Annotated in this window: 17 protein-coding genes; 10 read left to right on the top strand and 7 right to left on the bottom strand. The window is 41.7% G+C overall.

Translation table 11 applies throughout. From position 1 onward, the window contains the following. Window positions 1–215 precede the first annotated feature (215 nt). Both QUB80_RS08455 and acs read right to left on the bottom strand, forming a co-directional pair. On the bottom strand, window positions 216–722 hold the full coding sequence (locus QUB80_RS08455; protein WP_289789053.1) for a GNAT family N-acetyltransferase: 507 nt from the start codon (window positions 720–722) through the stop codon (window positions 216–218). Window positions 723–866: 144 nt separating this feature from the next. Further along, window positions 867–2,837: an acetate--CoA ligase gene (gene acs / locus QUB80_RS08450; RefSeq protein WP_289789052.1), complete on the bottom strand. Its 1,971-nt coding sequence runs from the start codon at window positions 2,835–2,837 to the stop codon at window positions 867–869. A gap of 405 nt (window positions 2,838–3,242) precedes the next feature. Between acs and QUB80_RS08445 the strand changes: the two genes are divergently transcribed. The 7 genes from QUB80_RS08445 (at window position 3,243) to QUB80_RS08415 (ending at window position 7,825) form a co-directional block, all read left to right on the top strand. Continuing rightward, on the top strand, window positions 3,243–3,578 hold the full coding sequence (locus QUB80_RS08445) for a hypothetical protein (RefSeq protein ID WP_289789051.1): 336 nt from the start codon (window positions 3,243–3,245) through the stop codon (window positions 3,576–3,578). Window positions 3,579–3,591: 13 nt separating this feature from the next. Continuing rightward, window positions 3,592–3,774, top strand: coding sequence for a hypothetical protein (locus tag QUB80_RS08440; RefSeq protein WP_289789050.1), 183 nt, complete (start codon window positions 3,592–3,594; stop codon window positions 3,772–3,774). Window positions 3,775–3,793: 19 nt separating this feature from the next. Then, a complete protein-coding gene (locus QUB80_RS08435; protein WP_289789049.1) occupies window positions 3,794–5,836 on the top strand; it encodes a hypothetical protein in 2,043 nt (680 codons plus the stop codon). Then, complete coding sequence (locus QUB80_RS08430) at window positions 5,829–6,473, top strand: OmpA/MotB family protein (RefSeq protein ID WP_289789048.1); 645 nt, start codon at window positions 5,829–5,831, stop codon at window positions 6,471–6,473. Before QUB80_RS08435 ends, QUB80_RS08430 begins: the two co-directional genes overlap by 8 nt. An 11-nt stretch (window positions 6,474–6,484) precedes the next feature. Beyond that, a complete protein-coding gene (locus QUB80_RS08425; RefSeq protein ID WP_289789047.1) occupies window positions 6,485–6,640 on the top strand; it encodes a hypothetical protein in 156 nt (51 codons plus the stop codon). 113 nt (window positions 6,641–6,753) lie between these two features. Further along, window positions 6,754–7,173, top strand: a complete 420-nt coding sequence (locus QUB80_RS08420) for a hypothetical protein (protein ID WP_289789046.1) — start codon at window positions 6,754–6,756, stop codon at window positions 7,171–7,173. 433 nt (window positions 7,174–7,606) lie between these two features. Beyond that, on the top strand, window positions 7,607–7,825 hold the full coding sequence (locus tag QUB80_RS08415; RefSeq protein ID WP_289789045.1) for a hypothetical protein: 219 nt from the start codon (window positions 7,607–7,609) through the stop codon (window positions 7,823–7,825). A gap of 78 nt (window positions 7,826–7,903) precedes the next feature. Here the strand turns inward: QUB80_RS08415 and ribD are convergent, their stop codons facing one another. From ribD to QUB80_RS08395, 4 genes are all read right to left on the bottom strand, one after another. Beyond that, a complete protein-coding gene (ribD, locus tag QUB80_RS08410) occupies window positions 7,904–9,094 on the bottom strand; it encodes a bifunctional diaminohydroxyphosphoribosylaminopyrimidine deaminase/5-amino-6-(5-phosphoribosylamino)uracil reductase RibD (protein WP_289789044.1) in 1,191 nt (396 codons plus the stop codon). Window positions 9,095–9,358: 264 nt separating this feature from the next. Next, window positions 9,359–10,003: a rod shape-determining protein MreD gene (mreD, locus tag QUB80_RS08405; protein WP_289789043.1), complete on the bottom strand. Its 645-nt coding sequence runs from the start codon at window positions 10,001–10,003 to the stop codon at window positions 9,359–9,361. A 228-nt stretch (window positions 10,004–10,231) separates the two neighbouring features. Continuing rightward, a complete protein-coding gene (gene mreC, locus QUB80_RS08400; RefSeq protein ID WP_289789042.1) occupies window positions 10,232–11,044 on the bottom strand; it encodes a rod shape-determining protein MreC in 813 nt (270 codons plus the stop codon). A 78-nt stretch (window positions 11,045–11,122) separates the two neighbouring features. After that, a complete protein-coding gene (locus QUB80_RS08395; protein WP_289789041.1) occupies window positions 11,123–12,130 on the bottom strand; it encodes a rod shape-determining protein in 1,008 nt (335 codons plus the stop codon). 551 nt (window positions 12,131–12,681) lie between these two features. Between QUB80_RS08395 and QUB80_RS08390 the strand changes: the two genes are divergently transcribed. Beyond that, complete coding sequence (locus tag QUB80_RS08390; protein ID WP_289789040.1) at window positions 12,682–13,044, top strand: single-stranded DNA-binding protein; 363 nt, start codon at window positions 12,682–12,684, stop codon at window positions 13,042–13,044. 144 nt (window positions 13,045–13,188) lie between these two features. Here QUB80_RS08390 and QUB80_RS08385 read toward each other — a convergent pair whose 3' ends face one another. Then, window positions 13,189–13,938: an SIMPL domain-containing protein gene (locus QUB80_RS08385; protein ID WP_289789039.1), complete on the bottom strand. Its 750-nt coding sequence runs from the start codon at window positions 13,936–13,938 to the stop codon at window positions 13,189–13,191. 261 nt (window positions 13,939–14,199) lie between these two features. Here QUB80_RS08385 and QUB80_RS08380 point away from each other — a divergent pair, with 261 nt between their 5' ends. Next, window positions 14,200–14,607, top strand: coding sequence for an EVE domain-containing protein (locus QUB80_RS08380; protein WP_289789038.1), 408 nt, complete (start codon window positions 14,200–14,202; stop codon window positions 14,605–14,607). Window positions 14,608–14,713: 106 nt separating this feature from the next. After that, window positions 14,714–16,216 (top strand): cation:proton antiporter, encoded by a 1,503-nt coding sequence (locus QUB80_RS08375; protein ID WP_289789037.1) that lies wholly within the window; start codon window positions 14,714–14,716, stop codon window positions 16,214–16,216. The last annotated feature ends 207 nt before the right edge of the window (window positions 16,217–16,423 follow it).

Genomic DNA, 16,423 nt, shown 5'->3' with positions numbered 1-16,423 from the left:
TTTCAGGCAGATGACCGAAACGATGCGATCGTTAAAAGTTTGTTTATTAAAGCGGTTTTCTGTAAGGTGGGCATTGCTTACCAATATCTCAAATGTTTACCACATGGGGTTTGACAGGCAATGCTCCGAAGTTCCCTACGGCGCGGGAAACCCGCCGTAGGGACTTCTCTCCACCTACGATTTGTGCTGTTCCCCCAACCCTATTTTCAGATGAGTTAATTTTTGCAGTTCAATCGATACACATCCATTTCAACATTGTGAAATATAGTTTTTCTTTCGTATCTCATCCCTAACTTTTCAAGTACTCTCACTGATGCTGTATTTGCTCGTTCCACAATACCCAGAATATATGGAAACTTGAGTTGCTCAAATCCGTATTGAATGGCTGCCGATGCTGCTTCTGTTGCTAACCCCTTGCCCCAGAAATTTGGCTCTAGTCGATATCCAATCTCTGTTTCATCCTTATTATCAATCTGCTCTACGGCTATTCCGCAGTAACCAATTAACTCGTTACTCTCTTTCAGAATGACAGCCCACTTTCCAAATCCGAATTTTTTGTATGAGGTAATGAAGCTTTCAATTTTTTCTTGAGTTTGTGATGCTGAAAGAATGCCAGTTAGAGAAAATTTCATTACCTGTGGATTTACAAGTATTGGTGCAAGCGGCTGCCAGTCTGCTGGTTGAAATTCTCTCAGAACAAGTCGTTGTGTCTCTAACCACATTTATCAAACACGCTTTGTGTGTAGTGGTGTCTCTATACAAAAATAGTGCATTCATAATAGCGATCGCTATTTTTTCTATGCATCTAAATTGTAGACGCACCACTACGACAAACTTAATAAATCTCTGCGTTTAAAAAGATTTAGCTATGCTCCTTCTCGCAGCTTATCCAGTACACTCCTATCTTCTAATGTCGAAGTATCGCCTGACACTTCTTGTCCTGATGCCAAATTCCGCAGTAAGCGCCGCATAATCTTACCTGATCGCGTTTTCGGTAAAGCATCGGTAAAACGAATTTCACCGGGGCGAGCGATCGCACCTATCTCGTTGGCAACGTGTTGTTTCAGTTCTTTGCTCAATTCTTCAGTAGGATTTTGACCACCTTCTAACGTCACAAAAGCTACGATATCTTCACCTTTCACTTCATCCGGCTTACCTACTACAGCCGCTTCAGCTACTGCTGGATGGGAAACTAAAGCTGATTCCACTTCCATCGTACCCAGGCGGTGACCAGCAACATTAATTACATCATCTACACGGCCCATGACCCAGAAGTAACCATCTTCATCTTGTCTGGCACCATCACCAGCAAAGTAGACATACTGCCCATCTTTGGGCGGAATGTGTTCCCAGTAGGTGCGGCGGAAGCGTTCTGGATCGCCGTAGATTGTTCGCATCATACCAGGCCAAGGATGGCGAACGATTAGATAACCGCCTTCATTATCGCCGACAGGGTTGCCTTCTAAGTCCACTACATCAGCAAAGATACCAGGGAAAGGACGAGTTGCCGAACCAGGTTTGGTAGGAATTGCCCCTGGGAGTGGAGTAATCATGATACCGCCGGTTTCTGTTTGCCACCAAGTATCGACAATTGGACAACGTTCGCCACCAATCACCCTGTAATACCACATCCAAGCTTCTGGGTTAATCGGCTCACCTACTGTTCCTAGCAAACGTAAAGAAGACAAATTTCGCGCTTTGGGATGGTGTTCGCCCATTTTAATAAAAGCACGAATGGCAGTAGGTGCAGTATAAAAAATTGTCACGCCATACTTTTCAATCACATCCCAAAAACAACCAGGATTGGAAGCACGCGGCGCACCTTCGTACATTACCGTTGTTGCACCGTTAGAAAGGGGGCCATACACGATATAGCTGTGTCCTGTAATCCAGCCTACATCGGCAGTACACCAGTACACGTCTGTATCTTGGAGGTCAAAAATCCATTTAGTGGTCATGTGAGTATATAAGTTATAACCACCAGTTGTATGGACAACACCTTTAGGTTTGCCAGTGCTACCAGAAGTGTAGAGAATAAACAGCATATCTTCACTGTCCATTGATTCGGCAGGGCAATCTGCGGAAACTCCCTTTTGCAAATCGTGCCACCAGTGATCGCGTCCTGGTTCCATGTGGGTTTTTTGTTTGGTACGCTGAACCACTAGGACGTTTTGTACGGTTGGCACTGCACCATCATCTAAAGCTTTGTCTACTTGTTCTTTAAGAGGCACGATCGCATCTTTGCGCCAACCACCGTCAGCAGTGATAACTAATTTTGCTTGGGCATCGATGAGTCGATCTCGTAAAGCTTCGGCACTGAAACCACCAAAAACCACGCTATGAGGAGCGCCAATTCTGGCACAAGCAAGCATGGCAATAGCTGCTTCCGGAATCATCGGCATATAAATACCGACGCGATCGCCCTTTTTCACTCCTAGTTGTTTGAGTACATTGGCGAACTGACAGACTTCTCGATGTAGTTGGGCATAGGTGAGAGTGCGGGAGTCTCCTGGTTCTCCCTCCCAAATAATTGCAGCTTTATTTTTGCGCCATGTCGATAGGTGTCTGTCAAGACAGTTGTAAGAAATATTAATCTTGCCATCGACAAACCATTTTGCAAAGGGAGGTTGCCAGTCTAACACCTTGTCCCATTTTTGGAACCAATGCAACTCCTTTTGTGCTAGTTCTGCCCAGAATTGTTCTGGGTTGGCTTTAGCTTGGTTGTAAAGATGTTGGTAATCTTCCAGGCTTTTGATATGAGCGTTTTGAGAAAATTCTGGAGAGGGAGAAAATAAGCGTTTTTCTTGCAGGATTGATTCTATCGTTGGTTGAGACATAATCATTTTAATTGGTGTTGTTACTGGAAACTATTCTGTACGCAGATTTACCAGAAGTGTTTATATTCACTCTAGTTTTTAGTTTTTCGTTAAGAAGGGCAACAATTGCAAGGTTACTGAGTACAGATTCTTCAGCTCATACCATCAAAGCGGCTTATACCATTTTGGATAATGGAATTGGAAATCATCTTCTGTGTCAGGGTTAGGTGAATCAATCTGTCGCAATCATTGTTCAGATTGGTATTATATATTGCAAGATGAAAGTGGTATGCACTAAACTACCGTCATTCGTGCCACTAACTGTAGAAGCTAGTAATCTATCTTTAAACGACGTTCATCGACTTTAGAACGAGGCTATTTTTGGGAAAAATAAGATAGCCAATAATATAAAAAATTACAAATTAAATGGGTGAAATTAAGGAACTGTGGTGTCCACCTATTGAGCAGCTCGTTTGCGAGATTAAAGCTGTTAATCGGGCATGGAAGGCAGCTAGCGAACTATTTGGAGAAGGCTGTCCTTTATCTACTTCATCACGAGATTTGAAAACTTGTTTACAGGTGCGTTTGTTGCGATGTTATGCACCCAAGCAGGTTTATTTGGCTATCGACAAACGAGCAGATGGAGAAAAATTATACAGCTTATATCTCCGAGAACCTATAGAAAACTGGCGAGATGCAGATCATTTGCCAGTACGAGTAGCCAAAGAAGTTCTTAAGCATGAAGACAGTAAAAGGGACTAGGGACTGGGTACTCGTGACTGGGAATTGGGTGGAAAGCGGAAAAATTATGGAAGGGGCTTTAAACCCCTCCCAAATTTTGCAACCTCCCCCAGTACCCAGTACCGGGAGCGGCGTTCCTCCCCCACCTAAAGGTGGGCGATCAGTGGGGGACTCCTCGCCGCTACCTGTTGAAAAATTTGAAAAATGCGATCGCTAGTTAATATCAGGGGTGCAGTGTGGGATTAGCAAAAATTTGGGATATCGTTTGGCAGAACGAGCCATTTCATTGGGCAACTGCCGCAGTATTGATTGTTGCAGTCACAGTAGAACTGTACACGCTATTGGACTATTGGTATTCAGAGTGCGGCACAACAGAAGCTGGAATTACATTTTTGAGGAAATTGCACAGGAGGAATACAAATGCTCAATTTCCCCAACCTCCAAAGCAGATTAGCCTCTGGTTAAAAGAGTATTTAGGAACTGATGATTCAAGCCGACTTCGGCAATTAAATAGCAAGTTTGTACTTATAGAATATCCAGAAGTTTTAGCACGTCCAGTACCTCGTAGTTCACTACGCTTTGTCGCAACCTTATGCACTGCTATTGGTGTTTTGGGAACATTTTACGGTATTCAGGAAGGACTGCAAGGAATAAATCTGGATACAACAAGCTTTGAGCAGCTATTGCCTGCCATCAAGCAGCTACTAGCGGGAATGAAAACAGCTTTCTCCACTTCTTTGATGGGGCTTGGTTCTGGTAGCTTGTTTACCTTAGTTTTATTCGTGTGCGATTCACTACGGCAGAAACGACGTAATAGTTTACGTAAACGTTTGAATGCGATCGCTTTTTTTAAGACTGCCGACAACGAGATTAGTAAAGCAGCAGCAGAATTTAAGCGTGTAGCAGAAAACTTGAGCAACTTAAATCTACCTAGTGCTGAAGCGATTGGTCAAGCTGTAGGTAAAAGCATAGCAGAGAAATTTGTTGGGCTAAACCAACTTTCGTCTGAAGCAATTAGTTTAGCCGTAGGTGAGCAGATGCGATCGGTTATCCTACCAGGGCTAAAAACTATTTTTCAAGAGCAGAAAAAGCTGCGAGAACTCCAAGAAAATCAAAGGCAAAAAGTATTAGAAAACCTGATTAAAGATTTACGAGTTGAGGTACTCGAACCAATTGCTAATAGATTAGACAAAAGTGCAGAGTTAACACAACAAGCTTCCGAAGCTGTGCAGACTCTTCATAGGGAATTAGGCGGTATTTCCCAAAGTTTGGCAAAGTCCATTGACACAATTCAAAACTTTCAACAACAGACTTTAGGACAACTCGAAAGATTTGCTCAGAATTTAGGGCAAACGCTGAATCATTTTCAAACCGATACAAGAGGTGTTTTAGAACAAACAGCACAGCAAATAAATAGTGCAGTTGAACAAAGTATTCAGGGAATGACAGCCCAGCGTACAGCTTTTGAAGCAAGTGCAAATCAAGCGGCAATTACTTTTCAAGGAATTCGAGCAGAACTTGAAACAGCACTGAAACTACAGGCAGAAATACAACAGCAAATGCTTGAAGATACTAAGACTGGGATTATTAAAATTCTGAATCAAGCAAATGCAGATTTTGAACATCAAACTCACATTCTAAAAACTATTGGCAATCAAGCTTCTGGACTGATGAACGAGGCTAGCGAACATCTTCTTAATACCTTAGAAAACATCGACACAACACTAATTAACACCCGTCAAACAGTTGAGCAGGATTTGACAAAATTCCGAGAAGAATATCAAGCCAATCTTCAAAATTTCTTTGAACAACAAAATCACTTACTGGAGGGTACATTAGGCAAACAACGAAATGGGTTAGCTGAAGTAGTGACAAACCTCGATAACGTTTTTCAACAAGAATATCACAGACGTAACCAGTTAGCTCAAGAAATAGACCAAAGCATGACTACAATTAGTCAGACTACTGAAAGAGTTAGTGAACTCGCCACTGCTGTCGGACTAAATTCCAGCCAGAGGCTATTACAACTGCAAGAACTTGCTCGTAATATCGGTGAGCAAGTGCAGGGTGTAAGACAAGAATACAGTAAGCTAACAACAACTTTCCAAGAATCTTTAACAGCTTGGACAAATCACTTTGAAAACTCCCAAAACAACTTTTTCAAAGAAGCTGATACTGCTATGGCTAAGGTTTGCGGCAATTTACTACAGACAGCAGAAGTTTTGGTGGCAGCTAGAAATAACGGTGACATCAGTAATGGAAAAAAGTATCATGAATGATTTCATCAGAGACAAAATTGAATCAGAAATTACCGATGATGATGATGCAAACACTTATCTGTCTATTGGCGATTTGATGTCTGGTTTATTGATGTTTTTTGTACTACTTTTTATTACTGTAATCCTCCAAAGAGACGAACCAAAACGGGTAGTCATAGGCAATGTTGTCGGACAGATTAAAAGCAACAATATTGACGTCAAAGTCAATCCAGAAAGCGGAGATGTGAGCATTAGAGAAGCAATTCTTTTTTCTAAAGGTAGTGCCGAACTCAAACCAGAGGGCAAGGAATTTCTACGCCGTTTTATTCCTATTTATAGCAGTGTAATTTTCTCCAAACCTGAATTTGAAAAGGAAATTAGCCGCGTAGTTATAGAAGGACATACTAGTTCAGAAGGAGATTATAAAACCAATCTAGAACTAAGCTTACAACGTTCAGCATCAGTTACTAGATATATCTTTTATGAAATAAGTTTTCCTACCAAAACCCGTTTAAGTCAAAAAATTTTAGCAGCCGGGCGTGGCGAAATAGAAGCAGAACAGCGCTTTGATAACCCTAGCGATCGCAAAGTACTTTTCCGCTTTCAGTTTCGTAGCAATGATTTAACTGGAAAAACTCATTCAAATCTGTCTTTATAAGAGAAAAAGTGATGAACTTTCAGTTTCATACTCCTTTTTTGTCTAATTCTAATCAGTATCATCCTGATAATCTGATTACTCTTACTAGCAATCTACCAGATCCAACAATATCTGTACGAACTGTTGATGAAGTTCTAAAAGCAATTGAACAAGGTAAAGTGATGTAAACGAGTTGGAATGGGTTTGCTGTATCCATGCCAAAGCATAGTGGGATGATGAACACCCTCACTGCTGCTGGGAAACATCACAAATTGCTATCGGATATGAGCTTAAAGGAGATGTGGATTTACTAGAAGATGATGGTAGCGAACTTACAGAAGTCTGCATATTCGGTTTTAGTGAGTGGCTGGTAGTGGAATTTTTTCGCGGAATAGGCAGTGAGATGCGCTTGTTTCCTAATAATGACAGAAATCAGCAGATTCTTTTTGGTGAATCTAAGCTAACTGTCAAGCAAATTCGTTGTCTCGATGGTGATAAGCACGATCATATGTATCTTTGGCAGCCTAATTGCCGCAATTGGCTTGAGAAAAAGGGTATTTACCCAAATCTAGGTACAGAATCATCCAGAAACCCAACTCAAGATAAATTACTTGAACGCAAAAGGAAACTTCAGCAGTGGCAAACTGAAATCGCAAAGTTGGAACAAGAAGCAAAAGCTTACTGTAACAAAATTGGTTTCTTCATCTCATGTCAGAATTAAACTTTATTTATACAGAATGTTCAATTCGGTGATTCCAAGTTATGAAGGCAATTTCCCAGTTACTAGAAGTTAGGCGATCGCCTCTAGGAATTTACAACTACAAAAAAAACCGCAATAATTCAATATATAACTAGCTATAAATTAAGTAGCTTTCATGAACTGCTTACAGTAATAACGAATGAAAAAACTTTCTTCCCTACCTGCGCTCTTGCGCGGAACGACTTCTGCCCTCTGCCTTTTGCCATCTGCCTTCTAATTAGATTAATTTCTGTTACAGAAGCGCTGCAATATCACTATTCTTAATCTTCATCAAGTTATAAGTCCGTTTATTAAGTTTTTAATAACACTTATGTCAGGTTGTACGTTAATGCCGGAACTTTGAAATTAAATTGTGTATCCTGAAAACAACTGATGATGATTATATGGAGGTCTGATGACTCCCACGATTATGCGTCAACTTTGGTCTATTGTTGAAACGACTCAAACAAAGACGCTGTTGCAATTGGATGATGCTAGCTTAGTACAGTGGTTAGTTAAACAAACTACAAAACAAGCTTCACTGGATTGCCAAGAAACCGATTTTCTCTGTATTTACATTCAATCTCGGTTATCCCTCATCCGTGATCTTGCTCATGAACGCCAGTACTCATGACAACAAAACATATAGGCGATCAATTCTTAGTCAATAGTTTACAGTCCAAGCACAAAACTATTGACTATTAACCATAGATTATTGTCTTAAAGGTAAATAACCTTCTATTAAACAATCTGCACCCACCACACGCACCTGTACACCTTCCAAAGACAAAGCCTCAGTCATAGTGGTAAAACCCAACTCTCCTACAGGCGTAGGAGCATTACTGCCACCAATAATTTTTGGAGCAATGAATGCTAAAACTTTTTGCACTGCTCCTTGAGCGATCGCACTAGCTGCTAAGGTACCACCACACTCCCACAGCACACTACAAAAACCTCGCTCATACAAATAAGCCATTGCTCTATCTGGTGTGAGTGGCGAAAATTCTACTACCTCTACTCCTTGTTTAAGCAATAGTTCCCGAAAAGCAGGATTCGCTCCTACTTCTGTCAACACTAAAGTCGGAGCCTCTTTTGTTTGCCATAGGTTAGCTTGTTCTGGCAATTTCAAGCTACGGCTCATCACCACTCGTAGTGGATTATGTGCTTCCTGCTGATGGCTTGTTAAACGCGGATTATCAAGTCTAACTGTATTTCCACCGACAATTACAGCATCGCAAGCAGCCCGCAATTGATGCACAACTCCACGGGCTTGCTGATTAGTTACCCAAGCACTATGACCATTAGTAGTAGCAATTTTGCCATCTAAGGTCATAGCATATTTCAAAATTCCCAACGGTCGTTTATAGAGAATACGATGGATAAAACCTTCATTCAGCTTGCGACAGTCTGCTTCTTCGACTCCGACTAATACTTCTATTCCAGCTGCACGTAAGCGGGTAATACCTCCACCAGCTACCAGTGGATTGGGATCAACCATACCCACTACTACTTTTGCTACCCCAGCAGCAATCAAAGCTTCCGAACATGGAGGAGTACGCCCATAATGATTGCAAGGTTCGAGATTTACATAGACAGTTGCCCCACAAGCATTTGTACCTGCTGCTTTGAGAGCAAAAACTTCTGCATGCGGCTCACCCGCACGAGGATGAAATCCTTCCCCAACAATTTCTCCATCTTTGACAACAACTGCCCCTACCAATGGATTTGGGGAAGTACGCCCTAAAGCACGACGAGCAAGTTCTAAACATCGCTGCATCATCGCTCGATCAAAGTCGCTTCCCACCTTCTGTTGTTGTTGCGAATCCGATTTCGCTGTCGAACTCACTAAAAGTGAATTGGATAGGGATATATCTGCTTGAGCAACCACTGGAGAATTATCCATAATTTTTAGCGATACAGGGATTAAGGATTAGGAAATAGTTGGTTGTGAATTGCTAATTGTTAATGGCTCATAGTTATTAGCTATCAGCTACTAACCATTAACATCTAGCTCCCAGTTTTTTAAATCTAGCCTTAATCCATCTTGCCAAAGGTTGCCAAAATTCCAGAAAAAATTAGTACTGATTCTATTCTGTACTCTCCATCATCGTAAGCTAAAATTTATAGTATAAAAATACACTCATTAATCAAACTCTTAACAACTAGTTTAAGATTGTTGCTGTGCTAATTTCAGCCGTTGCCACCAACGATTGAGGGGAAAATAAACCACAGGAGCCCAGAGACTACTGACAATAGCAGAAGCAAGAGCAACCTTTTGATAGTAAGTCCAAATATGTACTGAATTGCGATCGCCCATCAATACCAATTGGCAGGCAAAGATAGTTTCTGCCAGTACTGCCATTCCAAAGACAATTAAAGCAATCGAAATAAAGTCTTCTTGAATAAAACGCTGCTTTTGTAGCAAAGCTGTGAGAAAACCCACCATTCCAAGACTTAAGACATGAGTAGGATCGGGTGATGTCATTGCATCTTGAAGTAATCCCAAAACTATACCTGCTAATGCTCCTTGAATAATTGTACGCTTAACACTCCAAGCCACTACCCAAATTAATAGCCAGTTCGGCCCTATTCCCAATAATTCCATACCAATAAAGCGGGTGGGTAGCATCAGCAAGCACAAGAGTGCAGATCCAAAAATCACAATCCAATTTACCAGCTGTCGGAGGTTGGGATGCCAACGAGATAGGGGTTTAATGGAAATTATTGATTTTTGCGATCGCCTAGCACTTCCTTTGGAGAATCGCAATTTTGGCTTTTTCTGCCTGCTACCTCGAAATGCAGGAATTTTCATTAAATTTCTATGTATAAATTACAAAACATATAGACAAAAATCTTCTTCTGCCTTCTTACCTGAAAATAGGGAACAGGTGACAGGTTACAAAGAAGAGAAATTTCATACTTTGTTGTGAACTATAGTTCATAGGAATGTGACTTGAAAGCAGTTTAACTGGTGGTGCTGCCACCGTTGTGAATGGAACAAAAGAGTCAAATCCTATTTCTTCCTTCTGCCCTCTAACTTCTAATTAAATTTTCGTGACTGTTGATTCGCTGATGAAGAACCCTCCAGATGTTCGCTTTCCGGCTTCGGGTATACACTTACCCAATCTAAAGAACGTATCGACGGAAACAGTTCCACTTTTGCTACAGATGCCGGAAGTTTCTTAACATCTAAAGACTTTATTCGTCCTACTGGCAATCCAGATGGAAACTTTTGACTATAAGTAGATGTCACAATTACATCTCCGGGTTTAGCATTTGGAACTTTCTCATAAAACTCTAGTACTGCATCTGCCGACAAATCACCCCGCAAAACTCCCTTAGCTCCGGTGCGGCTAACATTTACACCAACTTTACTCTTGAGATCGCTGATTAATAGTATGCGGCTAGTATGGGGAGTCACAGTCTCTACCAAACCTACCAACCCACCTTCAGCCTTCACAATGAAGCCTTCTTGAATTCCGGCTTGACTACCACGATTGAGGATTACTTGTTGCCACCAGTTGTCGGCACTACGCCCTACCACCCTTGCTGGAACAGGGCGCGATGAAAGAGGTTCTTTCTCGATATATTTCAATAATTCTTTAAGCTTTTTATTTTGATTTTCTAACTCTACTATCCGGGTTTCTAGTTCCACAACTCTGGCATTCTTAATCCGTTCTTCTGGTGGTTGTCCAGGCTGCAAAATTTGAAACTGACGGCTAAAACCTTGATAAATTTCCAGTAACAATCCTCCTTGGGTGTGTCGAACTAACCAAGCACCACCGAGCAATAAAGCGATTAGTCCAACTTGTAACCCTTTATGTTCCCACCATCGACCACGTAATGTAAACATATATACCCTTATATTTTTATTTTAGTTAAAAATATTGGATTCTATAAAGAATCCAATATTTGAAAGTACTTATGATGACTACATATTGCGGGAACGAGCACTGAAAACTCGTTCTAGCTGCTTGAAATTTTCTAACACACGACCTGTACCTAAAACCACACAACATAGTGGATCAGCTGCAACGTGTGTTACAATTCCTGTTTCATGACTAATTAACGTATCTACTCCTTTAAGCAATGCACCGCCACCAGCGAGCATGATACCTCGGTCAATAATATCTGCTGCCAATTCTGGTGGTGTACGTTCCAAAGTTCGCTTTACCGCATCAATAATTACTGATAGCGGTTCTGCCATACTTTCGCGAATTTCTGGCCCTTTAATGGTGACAGTTCGTGGTAAACCAGAAAGTAAATGTAAGCCTCTGACTTCCATCATCGCATCATCATCATCATGAGTTGGATAGGCAGAACCGAGGCGAATCTTAATATCTTCAGCAGTACGTTCTCCAATCACCAGGTTATGAACTTTCTTCAAGTACTGCACAATTGAGTCTGTCAGTTCATCTCCAGCCACGCGTACTGATTCGCTAAGTACTGTACCTTGGAGACTCAGTACCGCTACTTCTGTAGTACCACCGCCAATATCAACAATCATGTTGCCAGTGGGGTCAGCTACAGGTAAACCCGCGCCAATTGCTGCTGCCACAGGCTCATCAATTAAAAAAACTTCTCTAGCACCTGCTTGAGTGGCAGCATCCATCACAGCCCGCCGTTCTACCCCTGTTACTCCACTCGGAATACCAATCACAATCCGGGGCATCACCAGCGATTTACCCTCATTGACACGCTGAATAAAGCTTTTGAGCATAATCTCGGCTGTATCGAAATCTGCGATTACACCATCGCGCAAGGGGCGGAGGGCAATCACATTTTCCGGTGTTCGACCGAGCATTTTTTTGGCTTCTTCTCCTACCGCCAGTGCTATCTTTTCATTTTGATCGATGGCAACTACCGATGGTTCTTGGAGAACAATGCCTTTACCAGATACATAAACGAGGGTATTAGCGGTACCGAGGTCGATACCCATATCTCGCGATAAGGAAAACTTACTGAAAAGGCCCACGCGTCTTATTGCCCCCTATTTTCGATACTTTTGACTATTACCGTGAGACAGAATCGTGCAGGATTCTATTACTTTTTTTGACCTGAGTCTAGCAAAGTACGTGATTCTACTAAATTCATTTAGGAATCTTAGTCCAATCCCAGGCTTATACCTTTTTATATTCTTTAACTACTGGAGTATATCCGTATGGTTTTGTATTTGTGAAAGAGTAAATTTTACCATTTCCATACGTAATTATAATTGTTTATTATTTAACAGTCAGTCTCTAAGTTGAAAATAGGGACTAGGGGAGCCAACACCGTGCGGAGGCTCCGCTCCGTTAAGGCGACTGGCGTGCTAGGGGAGCCAGCGCGTTGCTTTGGTTCCCAAAGTTGTAGCGACTGGCGTGCTAGGGACTAGAGAAAAGAGATTTTCATACCCTAGTTGTGTGATTTATCACATGAGCGTCTAGCTTGAGAATTCGCTATGATGAAATTCAGAATAAATAAGTACGTCTGTACTGAAAGGTAACGCACATGAGCATTAATATTGTCACCTTGATTGGTCGTGTAGGTACCGACCCCGATATAAAGTATTTTGAATCTGGAAGTGTAAAGTGTAAGTTAACACTAGCAGTCAACCGCCGAACTAGAGATGGCGATCATACTGATTGGTTCAATTTGGAATTATGGGGAAAAACTGCACAGGTAGCGGGTGATTATGTGCGCAAAGGCAAACAAATTGCCGTCAAAGGTTCTTTGAAGTTTGAATCTTGGAACGATCGCAACACAGGTGCGCTCCGTTCTACACCAGTAATTCTGGTAGATCAACTCGAACTACTCGGTTCTAAGCGGGATACAGAAGCAGAGACAATGGATAGTAATCCGGAACATTTTTAGAAACTGGGTACTGGGTACTGGTGATAGGGGATTGGGTATTGGGCTTTGAGTTTAAAGTAAAAAGTAAAAAGGTAAAAGATTCTTTTCTTTTTTGCCTTTTATCTTTTATCTTCTGTTCCCTAGTCCCTAGTCCCCAGTCCCTAGTTAATAACTAATTTGCAACGTCACTGATGCTTCTACCTGTTGTTCGCCACCTTCTACAGGAGTAGAGGCATCCTGTGCTAACTTACCAGCTTCAGCACGCAATAGGGGACGTGGCGGTGGTGGTGGCGCACTTGCTCCATTGATTTGAATACTAACTACTTCTTTGCGTTGAAAACCCAAGGTACCAAAAACCGCATCAGCTTGCTGTTGCGCTTCTTGGGTAGCTTCTTTGAGTGCTTGTTTTTGAGCTTGAGCGATCGCTTCGTCAGTGGCAACAAAACTAATGCTGCTAATTTGCGTTGCACCTGCTTTGACGGCTTCATCTAATAAAGTGCCAGCTTGCTCGGTGGCAATGCGAAAACTCACGGTATTAGTAGCAACGTAACCAGTCAGGCGCTGCACATTATCTTTGTAGCTATAAACTGGATTAAGAGTGATGCCAGTGGTTTGCAATTTCTGCACGTTACGACTTTTCAGCAGTGCCACCACGGCTTTTGATCTGCGCGCAGTTTCCTGCTGTGCCTCTTGCGCTGTTTTAGTTTGAACCTCCACACCCAAAACAACTTGAGCTAGTGTTGCAGGTATTGATTCTACTCCACGACCAGTGACTGTTAAAGTTCTAAACATTTTCTCTTTCTCTTGCGCCCAGATAGGTTGGGCAAAAGTAACATATACAAGCAAAGCCAAAGGTACAGTTTTCCAAAGGTTCCTAGTCAATAACCGAGAACCCGATAGAGTAGATTTATTCATTTGAGATATCACTCCTCGAAAAAATAATTATTTGGTTGTTAATTGCTAATTGTTAATTGTTCATTGCCATTAGCCATTAGCTATTAACCACTAACCAATGTACGAGCAGGTTTTTACCAAAATCTCTCTGATTGACGAAATATTTACATCTGCGCCTACACTGTAATGTGTTTCTACTTTGGCACTTAAATATCAAGTAGCTAGAACGGTTACATTTTTAGAAACCTAGAAAATTACACCCAAACTTTTGGAGATGCTTTCATGGCGTATTGGTTGCTGAAAACTGAACCACACGAGTATTCCTATTCAGACTTAGAACGTGATGGTACTACAGTTTGGAATGGAGTGAACAACAACCTAGCCCTCAAGCATCTACGTACAATGACGATTGGCGATCTGGTACTAATTTATCACACAGGCAATGAACGACAAGTTATGGGCTTGGCAGAGGTAATAAGTCAACCTTACCCCGATCCAGCATTGAACGACGCCAAGCGAGTAGTTGTAGATTTGCGAGTAGTGCGAAAAGTACCTCAACCTGTTACCCTGACTCAAATTAAACAAGATACCAGCTTTGAAAACTTTGACTTGTTGCGTTTGCCTAGATTATCTGTAGTCCCAGTATCAGAGTTTCACTGGCAACGCCTTCTACAATTATCAGATAACTAGTAACTCAAGAGTTATTAGTTTGAGACACATGACAAAAGACAGATATTTGCTGGACAAATGACAAAAGACAAAAAGCCGAAGCTCAACAGCTTGTAAATTAGAAGGAATGATTTCTATAGAATCAATGCAGTTTTTAGGTGCAACTAACTTTTCTTTACCTTTGTTGGCAACGACAGCCGAAACAGCAGATAGTTCGCTGGTAGTGGCAGCAGTGCTGCTGAGTTTAGTCGTAGTTTATTTGGCTAGCAAACTCGGAGGAGAACTATCAAACCGCTTTGGTTTGCCGCCTGTATTAGGTGAATTAGTAGGTGGTGTAGTTGTCGGTGTATCTGTCTTACATTTGTTGGTGTTTCCTGAAGCAGGGGCAGATAGTTCTAGTTCTTTAATTATTTCTTTTTTGGAAACTACTGCCGGTTTAAGTCCTGATGCAGCCGATGCCGTGTTTGCAGCCCAATCGGAGGTAATTTCCGTTTTGGCAGAACTGGGTGTAATCATCCTGCTGTTTGAAATTGGTTTAGAGTCGAACTTAAAAGATTTGATGGAGGTGGGCATCCAAGCCGCCATTGTGGCAGTGGTTGGGGTGGTTGTACCCTTTACTGCTGGCACAGCAGGATTAATGATTTTGTTTGGTATCCCAGCAGTGCCGGCGATTTTTGCTGGGGCGGCGTTAACTGCCACAAGTATTGGTATCACTTCTAAGGTGCTATCAGAACTGGGACGTTTAAATTCCAAAGAAGGGCAAATTATTCTTGGTGCTGCGGTTATTGATGACGTATTGGGAATTATCGTTCTAGCAGTAGTAGCAAGCTTGGCTAAAGATGGCACAGTAGATGTAGGCAAAGTTGTTTATTTGATGATCAGCGCCAGTGCTTTTCTTGTGGGTGCGATCGCACTGGGTAATATTTTCAATAAGAGCTTTGTCGCGATCGTTAATAAATTGAAAACACGGGGTGAACTGATCATACCAGCATTCATTTTTGCCTTTGTTATGGCATATATTGCCGCCGTAATTCAGCTAGAAGCGATTTTAGGGGCTTTTGCAGCAGGTTTAGTTCTCGAAGAAACAGATAAGCGCAAAGAACTACAAAAGCAGATTATTCCCATTGCCGATATGCTGGTGCCGATTTTCTTTGTCACTGTTGGAGCCAAAACTGACTTGGGTGTTTTAAATCCAGCAATTCCCAGCAACCGAGAAGGTTTAATCATGGCTGGTTTCCTCATTGGAGTAGCAATCTTCGGTAAAGTTGTCACAGGGTTAAGCGTATTTGGTCAATCCCAAATTAATCGTTTGGCAATTGGTGTGGGAATGATTCCACGGGGTGAAGTCGGATTGGTATTTCTTGGTATAGGATCAAACATAGGCATTCTCTCAAAACCACTGGAGGCAGCCATTATCATGATGGTTATCCTCACAACGTTTTTAGCCCCTCCTTGGTTGCGGTTTGTGTTTCCTGAACCAACAACTGCGCTTGCAGACTCAGACCAATTAGTCTTAAATAGTTCCTCTCAAACTGCCTTAGCCATAGAATCACCTGGTACAAATATGTCAACATCAGATGATGGCAAGGCTTCTGAACCTAGCCCCAATTCTTCGGAGGGCAATAAATAAATAGAATCTCTGAGTACAGACGCACTTAAGTGCGTTTGTACTTGAACGATAATTAAAGCTATGAGTAACTTCTACTATGAAACTGTTGAGAATCTTGCGATAGTATTCGGAAACTTCTATCCTTCGTACTCCGTCGCCTGTAATTGGATCTTTTGAGGAGATTTTCTTAATTACTACCAATATTACTAATGTTATTTGTTCCCATAC

Source organism: Chlorogloeopsis sp. ULAP01, assembly GCF_030381805.1.
Lineage (GTDB): Bacteria > Cyanobacteriota > Cyanobacteriia > Cyanobacteriales > Nostocaceae > Chlorogloeopsis.
Note: the sequence above shows the minus strand (reverse complement) of the source record. Positions and strands in the feature narration are given on the sequence as shown.

Coding starts and splice junctions, on each gene's coding strand:
- QUB80_RS08455 (WP_289789053.1), bottom strand. CDS start 722: ATGTGGTTAGAGACACAACGACTTGTTCTGAGAGAATTTCAACCAGCA.
- acs (WP_289789052.1), bottom strand. CDS start 2,837: ATGTCTCAACCAACGATAGAATCAATCCTGCAAGAAAAACGCTTATTT.
- QUB80_RS08445 (WP_289789051.1), top strand. CDS start 3,243: ATGGGTGAAATTAAGGAACTGTGGTGTCCACCTATTGAGCAGCTCGTT.
- QUB80_RS08430 (WP_289789048.1), top strand. CDS start 5,829: ATGAATGATTTCATCAGAGACAAAATTGAATCAGAAATTACCGATGAT.
- QUB80_RS08425 (WP_289789047.1), top strand. CDS start 6,485: ATGAACTTTCAGTTTCATACTCCTTTTTTGTCTAATTCTAATCAGTAT.
- QUB80_RS08415 (WP_289789045.1), top strand. CDS start 7,607: ATGACTCCCACGATTATGCGTCAACTTTGGTCTATTGTTGAAACGACT.
- ribD (WP_289789044.1), bottom strand. CDS start 9,094: ATGGATAATTCTCCAGTGGTTGCTCAAGCAGATATATCCCTATCCAAT.
- mreD (WP_289789043.1), bottom strand. CDS start 10,003: ATGAAAATTCCTGCATTTCGAGGTAGCAGGCAGAAAAAGCCAAAATTG.
- mreC (WP_289789042.1), bottom strand. CDS start 11,044: ATGTTTACATTACGTGGTCGATGGTGGGAACATAAAGGGTTACAAGTT.
- QUB80_RS08395 (WP_289789041.1), bottom strand. CDS start 12,130: ATGGGTATCGACCTCGGTACCGCTAATACCCTCGTTTATGTATCTGGT.
- QUB80_RS08390 (WP_289789040.1), top strand. CDS start 12,682: ATGAGCATTAATATTGTCACCTTGATTGGTCGTGTAGGTACCGACCCC.
- QUB80_RS08385 (WP_289789039.1), bottom strand. CDS start 13,938: ATGAATAAATCTACTCTATCGGGTTCTCGGTTATTGACTAGGAACCTT.
- QUB80_RS08380 (WP_289789038.1), top strand. CDS start 14,200: ATGGCGTATTGGTTGCTGAAAACTGAACCACACGAGTATTCCTATTCA.
- QUB80_RS08375 (WP_289789037.1), top strand. CDS start 14,714: ATGATTTCTATAGAATCAATGCAGTTTTTAGGTGCAACTAACTTTTCT.